The sequence below is a fragment of the Prolixibacteraceae bacterium genome (genome assembly GCA_019720755.1).
Taxonomy (GTDB): Bacteria; Bacteroidota; Bacteroidia; order Bacteroidales; family Prolixibacteraceae; genus Halosquirtibacter; species Halosquirtibacter laminarini.
The window spans coordinates 3,486,056-3,502,523 of record CP081303.1; the positions used below are offsets into that span (position 1 = coordinate 3,486,056).

At 32.6% G+C, this 16,468-nt stretch carries 13 protein-coding genes and 1 tRNA gene; 4 read left to right on the top strand and 10 right to left on the bottom strand.

Going from position 1 to position 16,468, the window contains the following annotated elements; genetic code table 11:
• Window positions 1-257: 257 nt before the first annotated feature.
• From K4L44_13785 to K4L44_13820, 8 genes are all read right to left on the bottom strand, one after another.
• Window positions 258-518, bottom strand: coding sequence for an IS3 family transposase (locus K4L44_13785; GenBank protein ID QZE13627.1), 261 nt, complete (start codon window positions 516-518; stop codon window positions 258-260).
• Window positions 519-529: 11 nt separating this feature from the next.
• Entirely contained in the window at window positions 530-790 is a 261-nt protein-coding gene (locus tag K4L44_13790; GenBank protein QZE13628.1) for a transposase, read from the bottom strand.
• Window positions 791-1,021: 231 nt separating this feature from the next.
• On the bottom strand, window positions 1,022-1,177 hold the full coding sequence (locus K4L44_13795) for a hypothetical protein (protein QZE13629.1): 156 nt from the start codon (window positions 1,175-1,177) through the stop codon (window positions 1,022-1,024).
• Between the two features lie 227 nt (window positions 1,178-1,404).
• Complete coding sequence (locus K4L44_13800) at window positions 1,405-2,706, bottom strand: HlyD family efflux transporter periplasmic adaptor subunit (protein ID QZE13630.1); 1,302 nt, start codon at window positions 2,704-2,706, stop codon at window positions 1,405-1,407.
• Window positions 2,707-2,873: 167 nt separating this feature from the next.
• A complete protein-coding gene (locus K4L44_13805; protein ID QZE13631.1) occupies window positions 2,874-5,099 on the bottom strand; it encodes a peptidase domain-containing ABC transporter in 2,226 nt (741 codons plus the stop codon).
• Window positions 5,100-5,147: 48 nt separating this feature from the next.
• Entirely contained in the window at window positions 5,148-6,770 is a 1,623-nt protein-coding gene (locus K4L44_13810) for a hypothetical protein (protein ID QZE13632.1), read from the bottom strand.
• 532 nt (window positions 6,771-7,302) lie between these two features.
• Window positions 7,303-8,604, bottom strand: coding sequence for a radical SAM protein (locus K4L44_13815; protein ID QZE13633.1), 1,302 nt, complete (start codon window positions 8,602-8,604; stop codon window positions 7,303-7,305).
• 104 nt (window positions 8,605-8,708) lie between these two features.
• A complete protein-coding gene (locus K4L44_13820; protein ID QZE13634.1) occupies window positions 8,709-8,951 on the bottom strand; it encodes a Cys-every-fifth RiPP peptide CefA in 243 nt (80 codons plus the stop codon).
• A 169-nt stretch (window positions 8,952-9,120) separates the two neighbouring features.
• Between K4L44_13820 and K4L44_13825 the strand changes: the two genes are divergently transcribed.
• Window positions 9,121-10,257, top strand: a complete 1,137-nt coding sequence (locus K4L44_13825; GenBank protein ID QZE13635.1) for an ISAs1 family transposase — start codon at window positions 9,121-9,123, stop codon at window positions 10,255-10,257.
• Window positions 10,258-10,859: 602 nt separating this feature from the next.
• On the top strand, window positions 10,860-11,243 hold the full coding sequence (locus K4L44_13830; GenBank protein ID QZE13636.1) for a hypothetical protein: 384 nt from the start codon (window positions 10,860-10,862) through the stop codon (window positions 11,241-11,243).
• A gap of 608 nt (window positions 11,244-11,851) precedes the next feature.
• On the opposite strand, the gene K4L44_13835 is transcribed toward K4L44_13830, so the two are convergent.
• The gene (locus K4L44_13835) at window positions 11,852-12,769 is read right to left on the bottom strand and encodes an alpha/beta hydrolase (protein ID QZE13637.1); all 918 of its coding nucleotides are present in this window, start codon (window positions 12,767-12,769) and stop codon (window positions 11,852-11,854) included.
• Between the two features lie 973 nt (window positions 12,770-13,742).
• A tRNA-Met gene (locus tag K4L44_13840) sits at window positions 13,743-13,816 on the bottom strand.
• 236 nt (window positions 13,817-14,052) lie between these two features.
• On the opposite strand from K4L44_13840, the gene K4L44_13845 reads away from it, so the two are divergent.
• Both K4L44_13845 and K4L44_13850 read left to right on the top strand, forming a co-directional pair.
• Window positions 14,053-14,448, top strand: coding sequence for an SRPBCC domain-containing protein (locus K4L44_13845; GenBank protein QZE13638.1), 396 nt, complete (start codon window positions 14,053-14,055; stop codon window positions 14,446-14,448).
• A 468-nt stretch (window positions 14,449-14,916) separates the two neighbouring features.
• Entirely contained in the window at window positions 14,917-16,413 is a 1,497-nt protein-coding gene (locus K4L44_13850) for an LptF/LptG family permease (protein ID QZE13639.1), read from the top strand.
• Window positions 16,414-16,468: the final 55 nt, after the last annotated feature.

Here is a 16,468-nt window from a genome sequence, read left to right on the forward strand (position 1 = left end):
TTTTTAGGCCTTCATTACAGTGTTTTCTGCCGTCATGTCCTCAGACATTGACCATCCTACAATAGAGTGATCAAAAAGATACATTATTGTAGTAAGGTATAGCCAGCCTTGCTCTGTTGGAATATATGTAAGATCAGATACCCCAACTTTGCAAGGTTTATTAGTCTTGAATTCTCGATTAAGAAGATTTGGTGCAACTAGTTTACCATGGACTGATCTAGTCGTTTGAGGTTTGTAACTTTTACAAATACAACTTTTTATACCATTTGTTTCATAATCCGAGCAACACGGTTTCTTGATGTAGTGACACCATTTTGATCAAGAACTGCTGTAATCTTATTGCTACCATATCGACGTTTCGATTCTTTATACTCTTTCAGCACGAGCTTTGTATCCTTCTCCCATGCTATATTTCTTTGGAATGGTATATCTTTTTTCCATTCATAATAAGCTGAGCTACTTATGTCTAGTGTTTTACACATACTTTTGACAGAAAACATCGTACTATTATCTGACACAAACTCATAAGTTAGCTGTCGCTCTTGGAGAATATGTTGATGGCTTTTTTTAATATACTTTGTTCCATACGAACTTGCTTCAGCTCTTTTTCAAGTTGTGATATTCTTGCTTCTTCGTCTGTCTGAACTGGATTGCCATTACCCTGAAATGAGTTTTTTTCATAAGTATGAAATTCACGACCCCATCGTCGTATCATATGAGCATCGATGTTGTGCTCTTCAGCAACTGAAGGAGCATCTCTACCACTATCAACAAGATTAACAATCATCATCTTGAACTCTCTTTCGTAACTCCTTCTTTTTCATATTCCCATAATAGAAATTTATTATTTTTCTGTAATTAAGGGGCTTAACCTGTTATCCGTACAAATATACCACATCCAATTCTTAAAAAAAGCAGCAGACCCTTTAGTTATTCGTGTTCACTTTGCTACACTATTCCAATTTCCTGTAATGACTTTATCTTTGTTTTCATTTTCCCATTTTCTACGCCTGTAATGCAATTAAAGTGAATTGTTGCTTAATGTGGAATCATCAATGGTTATCATAGGTAAGAATCTCTTAGAAGGATGTTTGTCATCGTTGTATTCCTCTGGATAAATATTATTTTCATCAAGGTAAATGTCTACCTCCGACTCTTGCTCAACAATATGAGCCATGTCAAAATACTTAAATATCTCCTTTGGAAGGGTTAACTCTATAACTAGTGATAATTCTGAATTCTTTTATTTCATAATAGAACGAAGTTGAAAATAAAATTATACCTAACAAGGAACTAATCCTCCCTGATATATTGCCTGATCATATATTAATAATTGTCATATATTTTACATTGTCTTGTACAATAAATATAGCATAGACTTGTAATTACTACCGATTTGAACAATTACATATTATTATCAAATAAAGCCCTAATAGGATTAAAAAACCTACTTATCAATCGCATTTCCTTTGTAACTATTTCTGCAGTTCCATCCATTTCTTGAACAAACTTAAGCTGTTCTTTATAAGTAGATGTCATTCCATTAGTTAAAGCGATCTCTGCCACATAACCATCTTTTCCAGGAACCATAGAAATTCCTTTAATAACACCTTTTAACATGCCGAATTCCATATAAGGAAACCCAGTTAATTTGATATTAACTAATTGACCTTTCTCCACCTTTCCAAAATTTATAGGATTAATAACTGCCTTAGCAATAATCTTAGTTTCATCTTCTGGAATAACTGTTGCTAACCAATCACCAGTTCTTATTATTTGATTCGAACTCCAATAACCTGCTAGTGTAATTTTTCCTCGAATAGGGGATGATATTACATACTTATCTTTCCATTTATTGATTTCAGAAGTAAGAAGTTGTAAGCTCTCGTCTAAAGACAAACTAAATTGGTAATTCTCTTGTTCCATTTGTAACTTCGTTTCAAGAATAGTTTCTTCTAACTTTATGATAGACAATTCTGTTCTTTTCATGTTAGCTTCGAAACCAACTAAGTTCGTATACATTTTAATATAAGATTGCTTCGAACGTTCATATTCTGCAGTTGCAATTATCTTTCCATTGCAATACAGTATAGAATCTCTATGAAATCCATTTTTTGACAGAGTTAGGTCACGATTATGAAGGTTATATTGAAATTTCTGTTTGGAAAATATTTCTTTTTGATTTCGAATTTGCTGTTTTAACAGTTTAATTTTTTGCGGCAAACGATTCCTATCTAAATATCCTTTGTATTCTTTCCAATTCTTTTGAAAGACTGTAAATCGGTGCTGAATATCTCCTAATGCCAACATTCCAATACTCATCTCTTTTTGAACAATTTGATCCCAACTTTTTTTTTCAATAATTGAGTTAAGGCTTTGTTCAAGTGCAAATACATCCTTAAAATTTGCTGTATTTTTTATAACAGCAACGACTTGTCCTTCCATAACACTTTGTTCATCCTTGACCAAAATGCACTCAATTTGGCCACCAGCTTTAACTTCTAATGGTGCTGGTGTATTATAAGTTGTTAACATTAATCGTGCTGAAACCACCTCAGGGTACTTAAACAAATAACTTCCTATTAAAATCCCTATGAAAATTAAAAAAATTAAGCTTAAACCATACCGAATAATCCACCCAGGAATTTGGCCCAATACCTCCTGAAGTTCTTCACTTTGCATTTCGTGCTTTTCAATATCTTTCACAAATCATTTATTTAAAAAATATGTATTAATAAACTCATAGAGGACATATTAAAAATACTCTCAACTATCAGTTGTTATGTGATATTTAATTATTGTGTTTATTTATCATGGTTTTTTTATAATCGTAATTATAATATTTAGTTTAATATATTAGCTTAAAGAAACATTTAATGACCCAGTTCCAACTGATCTTTCACAAGCCTGTAGTATACACCCTTACTTTCAACCAATTGATTGTGATTTCCAATTTCAACCACCTCCCCTCTATCTAGAACTACGATCTGATCAGCTTTTTTAACTGTACTTAGACGGTGTGCTGCAACAACTACCGTTTTTCCTTTAAAAAATTGATCTAAATTTTCCATTATAATCTTTTCATTATTCGCATCCAGTGCATTTGTTGCTTCATCAAAAAAGAGGTAATCGGGGTTCTTATATACCGAACGGGCAATTAATATTCGTTGTTTTTGGCCTGTGCTAAGTCCATGCCCATCAGTTCCAATTTTTGTTTCATAACCTAAAGGAAGAGAATCTATGAACTCCTTAATATTTGCAGTCTGAATAGCTCTCTCAATTTGTTCATTATTTGGGTATTCATCCATTACTCCAATATTATTAATAATACTATCTGAAAAGATAAATCCCTCTTGCATAACAACTCCACATTTCTTCCTCCATTCTCGAGGGCTGTATTTATGAAGAGGAGTTCCATTTAATAAGATTTCTCCTTTTGTTGGCTCATAAAAACCAAGCAATAATTTTATTAAAGTCGTCTTCCCACTTCCACTTGTTCCAACAAGAGCTGTTACTTTACTTGCGGGAATTGTAAGATTAATTTTTCTGAGTACTTTTTCTGAATGTGGTCCATCATATTGATACGTTAGTCTTCTAATACTAATTTCTTTTGATGCTGGTATAGCCCTAATTTTATTATTATCAACATCCTCTTCCTCTTTTTTATCATGAATCTCACCTAAACGCTCTAGACTTATTTTTGCATCTTGTGCAGCTTGAATAAAACCAATAAACTGCTGAATAGGGGCATCAAGTTGACCAATAATGTACTGTACTGCCATCATCATACCTAGTGTCATGTTTCCTGTTACAACAGCTTTTGCAGAAAGAAAAGAGATTAAAACATTTTTGATTTGGTTAATGAAAGTAGCACCTATTTGCTGAGACTGATTTAGTGACATTCCTTGTATATTGATTTTAAACAATTTTGCCTGTATTCTCTCCCATTCCCACCGTTTCTGTTTCTCGCATCCATTTATTTTGATTTCTTGCATTCCGGAAACTAACTGCACTAAGTTACTTTGATTTGCAGATCTCTGCTGGAAACGTTTATAGTCTAATTTTCGCCGTTTTTTTAGAAACAAAAGAACCCAACCTACATACAAGGCACTTCCAACAAAAAATGTCCCAAGGATACCTGGATGATATGTAGCCATAATAACAGAATATATAATCAGTGAAATCAATGCAAAAATGATACTAATCAAAGAACCTGTCAAAAATGACTGAATTCGTTCATGATCATCTATACGTTGCATGATATCTCCAATTAGTTTAACATCAAAAAAAGAGATTGGAAGTTTCATTAGTTTAATTAGAAAATCTGAAATCAATGAAATACTAACACGTGTTGTAACATGCAACATTAACCAGCTTCTAATAAATCCATTAGCAGTCTGACCTAATGTTAAAATAATTTGAGCCACTAAAACCATTATAATAAAAGCCAAGTCATTATTACTAATGCCATAATCTACAATTGATTGGGTTAAAAAAGGGAAAATAAGGCTTATAATACTCCCTGTGAACATGCCAAGCATTAATTGTAAAATATATTTATGATATGGCTGTAAATACCTTAGTAAATATCTAAACTTAAGTTTTTCACCGCTTTCATCTTCTTGACTATAGAATTTCGGAGTAGTCTCTAGTAAAAGAGCTACCCCTTCTATGGTAGCCCCTTTTGTAGTACTGAGCCAGTAATGTAGAAATTCCTCTTTTGTGTATGTCAACAAACCTTTTGCAGGATCAGCAACATGAATATTCACTTTATCTCTATTTTTTCGAAATTTTGATAGTCTATGCTTTTTAATTTCATATACTACAGCAAAGTGGTTTTGATTCCAATGTACTATGCATGGAAGTTGAATCTCATTTTGCAATTGTTCCCAAGACAATCGGTAGCCCTTTGTTCTGAAACCTATTTTTTCAGCGGCATCACTTATGCCCATTAAAGAAACTCCTTCATTCGATATATGTGCAAGTCTTCTCAAGAATTGAAGACTATAATTTTTACCATAGTATTTAGAAATCATTCGCAAACAGGTAGGTCCACAGTCCATGGCATCTAGCTGTCTGTAGTATGGGAATTTTGACATACAATAATGTAATTATAATAAGGTAGTAATGTAAGTTTAATTTTGTATCTAAATAATATTACAATCTTTAAGATATGAGTGATATAACTCAATTTCATCTGTATAATTTTCCAAAACCCAGTTCCAATATATATCTTTCCCTTCTAAAAAATCATTCCATGTTTGCTGCAACAATACATCTGGTACTAAACATTCTATGTTACATTGTGAAATATTCGGTCTTTTGAATATTTTGTGACTTACAAACCCTTTGATCTTAGTGTTTGGCAACTCGAATGAAAGAAGATCTCCACAACTGCATGGCTTATAGGAACTTTTGTCTCCTATAACGATTCCTATGTTATTATCCATTGCTGTTGTAATTAGCATTCCTGCACTACTATAAGTATTTGAGTTTTGAATAAAAACTACTTTTCCTTTGAAAATCAAAGCTTCATTACTATTAATAGGAAAATTATTATCAGACTTATTCTCTGAAATTGACTTAGACAAGCTAGGTAATGTGTAGCCACTATGTAATTCTCCCATTTTAAAGCTTTTTTGAGCTTTTACAAATTCATCCTCGTATGTTGAAGCTAATGTAGGATAATTTTGCTTCCATAACTCCGAGAAACGGATATAAGAACTTATATTCTTGATTTCATCTGCAGGCATTAACCAAGATAGTAATTGATTACACAAATTACTATTCCCCCCTTTATTGTCTCTAACATCAATTACTAATGTTTCAATACCGTTTACCCTTATTGAATCAAACATTCCTGACAGAAACTTATCAAATCTTGGGAAACGAGATGTTTTTGCTTGCAAGTCTCTCTCGGGAATATTTGGGTATCTTGAAAGATATTGCTGACGCAATGAATTTTGATCAAAACAGGCATTAAATTGAAAATAACAAATTCCTTTTTCTGGAACTAAGGTGTAATGAAAGGGTACCTTATAATTCTTTCGAATAGTTTTATTATTGTTTTGAATTTGTTGTGAAACAATGTTTAATTTATTTTTAGCTACTGGCTTTATAAAAGTATTGGTTCCATCTTTAAATGTAAGTTGTAATGATGAATCTGCCCTACAATATGGAGTATGTTGCCACATTGAATGTAATTGCATAAAACTCCCTACCTTACTTTTGAAATAGATATCATTATCACTACTAATAAGTTGCTTAAAGGAACTGAAAATTTCATCAATATTATAACCATTTATCTTCGAAACCTGTTTCCCTAGAAATGATTTATACTCTTTATTTATACTAGCTATATGTAAATCATTATCATCTATAAAATAAACAATTGGATAAATAGCATTAGAGTTAAACTCAGGTTTTAAGGTTGTATGTCCGTCATTTAACAGCGTCATGACTCCCTGCATATAGCTCCATAATTCTTCTTTGGAATCACACTCTTCAGCCCATTCATAGCCACTTTTTTTTAAGCTGTCAATGTTAAATGGGTATGTGTTCTTATCAGCAAATGCAGGATGGCTATCTTTAAGTAAGCTTATCAAAAGAAGATAATCTTTTTGATATATATTTCCTTTAATATAAGCCTCTGATTTTTGACCCTCAAGGTTTACATATTTTTTGTTGTTGTGTCCATTTCGTTTTTGCAAGCCGAATGTGCTTATTCCTGATATCAAAAGAATTAGCAAAAATATTGATTGTTTCTTCAAAGTTTCTTAGATTTTAGTTTATAATTAGATTAGTTATATTTGAAAGTATCCATAACACTACATAAGCAACATAACATTGCATTTACATATTACGATCGTAGCCTGATATGACTAATTGTATTTGTGTAAATAATCATCTATAACCATTAATTTATTATGAATAGGAAAGCTTCATCAATATATTTTCAGCGATTGATTAATCCTCTAATTTTTTAAAAATACCAATTAGAAAAGAATTTCTTCATAATTAAGTATGCAAAAATAAATGCATACTTAATTAATTCTCAACATTAGATTAAATAGTTATAAATGTGCGTAACCATAATTTTTTGAACAATCAAACAAACACAATGCAATCAGGCTATTTGCATAATAATATACCTTACAGTTAGTTGTGCAAACTTAAACATCGCAACCATTATAACCTCCAATTAAAAGGCCAAGTTCTATATTTGAGTGTTGAACTTATTTAGCTAATTTTAGATGTTTTTACAAACTTAATCTATAATTTTTTATATTTATTATTGTAATTTTATTTATTCCTGTCCAGAAGCTCAGCAATTTTTCTTTTTGATACATAATGTATGTCAATAAAATCTTCTAACATTGACTTTGCTGGTATACAAAAGTCTTGATTCCTTTGCTTCTCATCCATGCACCCTCCATAACAAGAAGGAAATAGAATACATGACTTACATTTACTATCCAATAGTACATCTCCATTAATCGCAAGGTCTGATAACAATGAATAGTTAGTAATTGTTTGTGTACCAAATATAGAACCTACTTTTTTCTCAGGCACACCAAGGTGATGCCAACATTTATACAACTCTCCTTCGGGTCCAACGACAAACGAATTCATTTGTTGCACCATGCAACCTTTAGATGCTCTATGAGGATAAATATCTTTCGTATATATTCCATGCTCATCAAATAATTTCTTTAAAAAGTTTCCTTTTTGAGTGCCATCTTCAAAACAACTACCAGCCTGACAACCATTTCCATAATCGCGAACAAATGCAGGATAAAGGCTCACTTTATTTCCAAATTTTTCTCGAAGAGTATGAAATAGTGGTACGTATTGATCCGAATTATTCGTACTGATATTCATTCGTATAGATATGTTTAGCTTATCATGTTTAGCTATAAAAGCATCAATATTAGACATGATTTTATCAAAGGATCCTTTGCCATTTTTTAACTTTCGTGTGTTATTGTGTGTTTCAGCTGTACCATCCAAAGTAATTTGAAATCCAGTAATTTTTAAATCTTCTAAATGATCTATGAGTTTATCCAATAAAAAGCCATTAGTTACCATGAAAGCGGTATAGTTTTTTACTCTTTTTTGTAATTCAGCGGACAAATATTTAATGGTTTTTATATCTAATGTTGGTTCACCCCCATACCATATCACACCAATTGAATCAATATTATTATATTTATTATCAACAAATTCTAAAATACCATCTCGAACTTGTTGAGACATGCTTTTGTTAGCTCTATCCTCTTCATAGCAATAGGGGCAACTAAAATTACACGCACGGGTAGGTGCAATAGTCAGAGATAATAATTTGGAATTAAATCGCTTATTAAATGTCGTTAACATTAATTTGTTAACTTCATTAGCGTTAGACTCAACCAAAAAACGACCATCAATTAAGAATTTAAACTGATCATCATTAGGGTTAATACAATTAGGATCTTCCTTTATAGTTAAGATTGTATTATAGTCATCTTGATTTAACTCCACAAGCATATTTGATAGTGAACTATATAGCAAATATGCTTTTGCCTTCTTTGAATAATACAAATAATTGTAAGTACTCCACTCCATAGAAAAAAGATTAAACCTATTACACTTCATTTATAATAGGTTGTATTAAATAACAAAAAAAACGTTATTAGGTAGAAAAGTGCTACCCAATAACGTTTATATATCTACTCTTGTATACGGTTTTGTTTAACGAAAAAATCTGCAGGCCAACATGCATCAACCGCGCAAACATCAACAGCACAAAGTTCAATTTGACAAGCATTAGCACCGCAAGCATTACCACCACAACCGGCAACACCGCAAGCATCTCCTCCGCATGCGTCTCCACCACATTCATTACCACCGCAAGCATTACCACCACATGCGTATCCACCACATCCTCCTCCAGTAAGTTGCGAGAGTTCCATATTAGTTAAAATTTCTTTAGATAAACCTTTTTCAATGATCTTTGGAGACAGGGAAATTGCATTTAAGTAATAAATAAATATTGTTATCTTTGCTACGTTAGTTATGGCATATTCTGCCTTTTACATTCTGTATTATTATTCAAGGGAGATGTCCCTTTCTAAAAAAAACATGAGTGAAGCAATAGTAAATAATTATGATAATAAGTTTGCTCTTTATTTCCTTCCATTAGAAGATCCTCGAAGAATACAAAAAGGCAATTTTATGTACCCACTTATAGAAGTTCTATTTCTTTCATTGTCAGCTATATTAAGTGGTTTTAAAACCAATGAAGATATTGCACAATTTGGAGAGCTTAAAATCGATTGGCTCAGAAAATTTTATCCGTACGCATCAGGGATTCCATCACACGATACCATTGGTCGAGTATTTAGACATTTAGATTCTTCTCTCTTTAACGAGTGTTTTATCAAGTGGTCTTCAAGCTTAACAAAGCTTACATCTAATCAAGTAATAGGTATTGATGGAAAGACCATTAAGGGATCTGCTAATACAAAGAAGAATGCAATTCATGTTGTCTCTGCCTTTGCCTCAGATAATGGTTTATGTTTAGGACAGGTTACCACCAATAAAAAGAGTAATGAAATAACAGCCATTCCAGAATTGTTAGATCTTATTACTATCAAAGGCATGGTTGTTACAACAGATGCAATGGGCTGTCAAACTGAAATTGCAAATAAAATACTAGAAAAAGAAGGTGACTATATTCTACAAGTAAAAGGCAATCAGAAGAAAACTAAAGAGGAGCTTGATATTCAGTTTAATACAGATATTGTTTGTGATTCTAATATAACAGAAGACTTTGGTCATGGAAGAATTGAAACTCGTATTTGTGATGTAATAAATGACTTTGAAGATGCTCCAGTGTTGACCAAATGGAGAGGTATCCATAGTTTAATTAGAATAACAACCCAGACATTAGAATCTTCAACAAATAAAGAACGAAGTGATGTGAGGTATTACATATCCTCTTTAGATACAACAGCTGAGAGGTTTAATAAACTTATACGTTCACATTGGGCAATCGAAAATAATCTTCATTGGACACTCGATGTAAGCTTCAATGAAGATAAACAACAGCGAAAAAAAGATCATGCAGCTGAAAATATGAATATGCTTTGTAAAATGGCTCTTAACATCTTAAAGTTGGATACGGAGAACAAAAAAACATTGAAATGGAAGAAAAATAGAGCCATATATGTCGATGAATATAGAGAAAAGCTTATCGCTCGTTCACAGACTTGTTAATTCTATCTAATATCCAACATGTTATAAATGCAATTTCCCTGTCTTTGGAGACCTTAACTTAAGTTTTTTTTTAGTTTTCTTCACGTTCTTTTAATTAAATTATAATTTGTTTTCTTTTTGTTGATTTATGACTTGAATGCAAGCACTAACTAACTGCCTTATAATTAGACTAAGTGGATTTAAATTATTCTGTAGAACAAGTAATTAGAAGTCAAGACTTTTTTTGGTTCTTTTATATGATAGTCTTGTATTTGATGACACTCCTAAAACTACAAATACAATGTTCTGACAATTATTTTTAAACTATCGCAAAAGCGATCGCCTAACATTTACCATAACATCTTTTTATATTGCAATAATTCAACATTTGACACAATCAACATTTTATTCTCTTAACTATAGTTAAATATATAAGCCTATTAAACAAATATAAACATAAAAAAATAAATTTAATCATAAATAAACAAATATAAACATAAAAACAATTACACTATACATAGTGTGGTTTCGTGATATTTAATTAATTTTAATTATTTGAGTATTTTTAACAACTGAATTTTACAAGAGCTTTTTGTGAATGTATTTCAGACAAATAAACAACTATGCAAGAAATTATTTTAGAAGAACCAAGTGCAAATTTTTATGGATTTGAAAAAATAGACTTAAAAGGGAAAACCAAGTACAATCCATTAGCTATAAGAAGTAACGGCAATGTAAAACTTTCAATTGAGCAAATTAGTTTTACACAATGGTTAACAAATGAAGAATTAAATATAGAGCTTTCCAGTATAACAAAAGTTGAGGTGAAATCATTTCATAATATGAAAATAAAATGGCCTCGTAAGGTTTTACGTATACACTTCCAAGATGGAAATGAAATTAAAGTTATGGGTATTTCTTTAGGAGGTAAATTAAGTTTCTCAAAAGGATGGGAGGATAAAGCATATTTATGGAAGGAAAAAATCGATTCAATTTTGAAGAAATAATTGATGTATAATTATGTGACTATTACCTTGTAATCTGTATATTTACATGTACTATTAATTCCCAAAAAGTAAAACAGTGACATTTTTTTAGATCCCGGAACTTTATGTGATTAACAATTTAAATAAAAGAATAATGCAGCCTAAAAACGACCTTGAAAAAGAACTTATAAAGTGTAAGAAAAAAAACAAATATTTGTCGATCTATATCTGTGTAGTGATATTCATATATCTTTTCAATACATTTTTCTAAATTAGGAATCTTATAAGAGTTTGAAGTTATGTATAAATATTCTAAGTAAAGGAGTTGGTTTATAAATCTATAAAATCAATTTCTTTTCTTGTTTTTAGTTCGCTACCCCTGCTTCGACAAGCCCAGCAACCTTTCTGTCTAAGGGTGGTCCCTGAACTTGTCGAAGGCTGAGTAACCTATATCTAAACCAGACTACATATTTTTTTTCTGAAACATCTCACTGATCCTCCTAAAAGCATGCCTGATTCCGTTTCCCCACGATGCTATTTCTAGTACTAGATCAATTGGATTTTAACTGCTTACATCATCTTTGTCTATAAAATTTCAACGGCTTCAATCTTAACTGAATGCAGAAGTATTATGGTAAGGTGTTAAGCCAGGCTTCTGCTTGCTTTGTCCAATTCGGAGCATTAGAGTTATCTAATCCCATTCCATATCCGTGTCCTCCTGTTGGGTATAAATGCATCGTCGATTTTACGTCGTTTTTTACCAATGCTTGATACATTCTAATGGAATTTTCAATGGGAACTGCTTTGTCGTCTGCAGAATGAATGATAAAAGTTGGAGGGGTGTCTTGGGTAACATGCAACTCATTCGAAAATTGGTCGGTTAGTTTGTTGCTCGGTTTTGAGCCTAGTAAGTTTCTACGAGATCCTTTATGTGTAATATCATCCTGCATACTTATAACAGGGTAGATTAACATCATAAAATTAGGACGAGCACTTAAATTATCGATCTCATCGGTTTTATTGTATATAGTAGTATCATAATGGGTTCCGAGTGTTGAGGCCAAATGTCCTCCCGCAGAAAAGCCTATCACACCCACTTGGTTCGCATTCACATGATAGTCGTTTGCGTGGTATCTTATCCAACGTATTGCCCTTTGTGCATCTTGCAAGGGAGCTTTGTGCGAAAAGATCACAGAAGCGGATTGGGGTAATCTATATTTTAATACAAAAGCCGCAATACCTCTTGAGTTAAGCCACTTGGCTATGTCGGTTCCCTCCCAATCGTAAGCCAATCCACTATAGCCTCCTCCTGGCATAATTAAAACGGCTTTACCGTTGGCATTTTTTTTAGACGGAATATAGACTTCTATACTTGGTGTCTGCACATTTCGGATAAATTTGATGTCCGTCTCCCTCAGTATCTCCTTTTCGTTTGATTCTTGATAGTTTGGTAATATCTCTGTTTTCCAAAGTGATATCTGTTTCTGCGCTACACCGTGAAGTGATAAGAAAAATGTCATTAAAAAAATCCATGTTGTTTGTTGCATGTGTGATATGGTTTTATTGGTTTGTTCTATCAAGTTGTTTGATCTAATCTTTTGTTTTGCCTTTCAATCTTTCATTTTTTTATAACACATAGGAGTGTTTTAAAGAGATTGCGTATCCATCAATTCATCGACAGATCTTATATTCGTAAGAGACCTGCTTTCTCCATAAAGCTACTAAATATTTTATTTTAGTGCTTCAAATTAAAGCCTTGAGAAGATACTGAACCTATATCTTTTTCATTCAGGAAGTAGCTTATGAGATGTACTAGGCGGTCTGCTGTTGTGTGTCCGACTTTGTTTTGTCATTATACGATATTAAATAAGATCTAATAGATAGAAGTCTATTTTTTCTATACTTTATCTGTTCTAAATTTCTCAAGAAATGAAGCAGTAGGGTTACAATTCCTCAAAAGATATTTTTGTTCTATGAACACGCTTTCCTGAACCGTGTCGCATCAGTACCTAGCTTTTTAAGTGTTACTTGTTTTCTCCATGTTTGGTTATTCTTTTATTCATGGTTTACACATATCTACTGCATGGTTTGTCCATCGATTTTACACCGAATCGATGGAGAATCGATGGACAAACCATGAACAAACCATGAACAAACCATGGACAAAGTACGAATGAAACCATATGGAGATAGTAATCAATTGATGAAAGCTATTCACAATTGTATTGTGAATCATGTGATTATAAATAGTTGTGTTATGATTTCAATGCGGCATGATGTAGCTTCATTCGAATATTGAAAGATGGGCACTCTTTTGGGAGGTTTTTCAAAGAAAAATGATATTCCATTCTATATTATTCGAGGGGTATATCGGTATGGTTTGCTAAGGTTGAACGATCACAATGTATGATATTGTAGAGGATTCTCATATTTTTCATTCAAATCGCTCGCTTGATTATTGTTAAAAGTGAAATTCAGGGCATAAAAAAAGGTTTCTGTTAAAAAAACAGAAACCTTTTGTAGCGAGAGGCGGGCTTGAACCGCCGACCTCAGGATTATGAATCCTGCGCTCTAACCAGCTGAGCTACCTCGCCATTGCGGATGCAAATATATTGCTTTTTTTATTCCTTACAATAGAGAGATGATAAAAAAATAGATTTTTTTGATTTGTGGTCTCTTTAGATCTTGTAAATGAATGATTTGTAATTTTTTATATGAATATGTTTCACAAAGTGTTCATTTGTATGCTACTTTTTCCTTTAATTTTTTAAGTTTACGATAATTGGACGACTCATCATTGGATTTAGAGTTAAAATTAAAACTATTGCTTATGACCGTTATTAACCTAAGAAAAAAAGTTGTCTTGGAGTATCCTTTTAAGGCCTCTTTAAACTCTTTGTATTATGCTTTGTCTAACCCATCTGGTTTAGAGAGTTGGTTCGCTGATAAAGTGGATGGCTATGATGATTATTTTATGTTTTATTGGGAAGGGGATGAGCAAAGAGCCGAAAATGTAGAGGTAGATCCATTGGTTTTTATTAGATGGCAATGGGATACAAGGGAGAGTGATGAGGAGTTCTTTGAATTTCGAATCGTAAGAGAAGAAGTTGGAGGAGGTATTCTTCTAGTTGTAACAGATTTTGTAGATGCGGATGATGAAGAAGATTCCATTCTACTGTTAAATGAACAGGTTAAGACCTTAAAACGTATGCTTGGCTGTTCTTAGGACGTGAGATTCTGTCTCTCTTTGTAATAATTCATGTCATTTCCTTCTTGTAATTAGAGGGGATGGCATAGATTTGATTTGTCATAAATGAATCATTTTATTGACATACTAATTTGTTATGTCTTTTTTTTCTTTTCTCCTGATCTATACATTGTCGTGTCTTGTATGGGTAGTGAACTGATATTATGACTCTTTATATATTCAGTTAAGGAAAATGCACTTTCTTTTTTATTTATATAAATATATTTCCCCCTCCTTTTTTCAGTGTAATCTTCGATCCTGCCATTAAATTTATGATCAGATTGTTCTTTATAAATTTGCTTGGTGAAAGAGAATATTGACTATTCATAACATACAATTGCTTCGTATTCTTTAAATATATTAATAACTTTGTGTGTCATTTCTTTTAGTTTACTATAAGAGTGAAATAGAATCAAACGATCGATTATTTAGTTCAAAAGATATTCAATGAAGCGTTTACATCGTTATTTATTAAAAGAGTTTATCGGACCGTTTATCATGACCTTTTTCATCTGTTCCTTTGTATTGTTTATGCAGTTTATGTGGCGATACTTAGAGGATTTTGTTGGAAAGGGCTTGGACTGGTCAGTGATTGCGGAGTTGTGTTCCTATATCTTTTTAAGTCTCTTTCCTATGGCTCTTCCTTTGGCTATGCTTATTGCATCCATTATGACACTTGGGAATTTAGGTGAGCGGAATGAGCTCTTGGCAATGAAGGCTGCGGGGATTTCACAAATGAATATTTTCAAGCCATTAATTCTGATCTCTGTCCTTCTATCAATCGGTGCATTTATGTTTAGTAACATGTTGTTGCCCGTTATTAATAGAAAGTTGTCAATCTTAATCTATAGCGTACAGCAGACTAAGCCTGAAGTGATGTTTAAGCCTGGTGCTTTTTCTGATAATATTCCTGGGTATAAGATTAAGGTGGAGAAAAAATCTGAGAATGGCACACTAGAGGAAGTGATGATTTATGATCACTCCAAAAGAGGAGGCAATGTTAATGTAACATTGGCTGATTCGGCATATATGGGATTAACCTCGGATAAAATGAACATGAAATTAACGCTTTTTCATGGCACTACTTATGAAGAGAAGAAACCGGAAAGTCGGAAAGAACGTGAGAATAAGCCACTTTCAGTGATGAGTTTTGATAAGCAGAGCTATTTAATCGCCTTAGAAGGAATGAATTTCAAGCAGAAAGATGAGAATCTATTTAAAAATAGTTATCGATCTCTACCGATGAAGGATCTAACTCATATTGCTGATTCTATATATGATAAGTCGAACCAGTGGGCACGATCTAAGATTGTTAGAGCAAATTTAATTTCGCCTCTTGTTCGAAGTATGGCATATACTAACTATCCTGATTCGGTAAAACAGAGAGTAGATGCTCCAAAGTTTCATGTGGACTCTATTTTGTATGTAGACTCTCTTTATGCAGCTGCTCCATTAAAAGAGCAAAAATCTATCTTGAATAGAGCAATCGAAGATGTTCGTTCTAATCAAAGAACGATTGTTCGCTCTGGAGAAGAGACGATGGGGTTGCGAACTTTGGCCAATAAATATGTGATTGAATGGCATAAGAAATTAGTTCTGTCTATTGCATGTTTGGTGTTCTTCCTTATTGGTGCTCCGCTTGGATCGATTATCCGAAAAGGAGGTATGGGGTGGCCTTTGGTTGCATCCATTGTATTGTTTATCATCTATTATGTCATAAGTAGTACCTTGGAAAAAGTAGCACGAACAGGCTCTATGGATATATGGGAAGCCATGTGGCTCTCTACATTGATATATTTTCCAGCAGGAATAATTTTGACTTATATTTCTGCAAACGACTCCTCTCGTTTTAATATTTCGTTTATCTTTAAGCCCTTGAAAACCTTGATGACCAAATATTTGTTTAAGAAGGATAAAGATGACACGGAGTCTGAAGAGGATTGAATTGAAGAGTAATAAATAAGAAACTATAAGATCTATTGATCTAAATATTACGCCT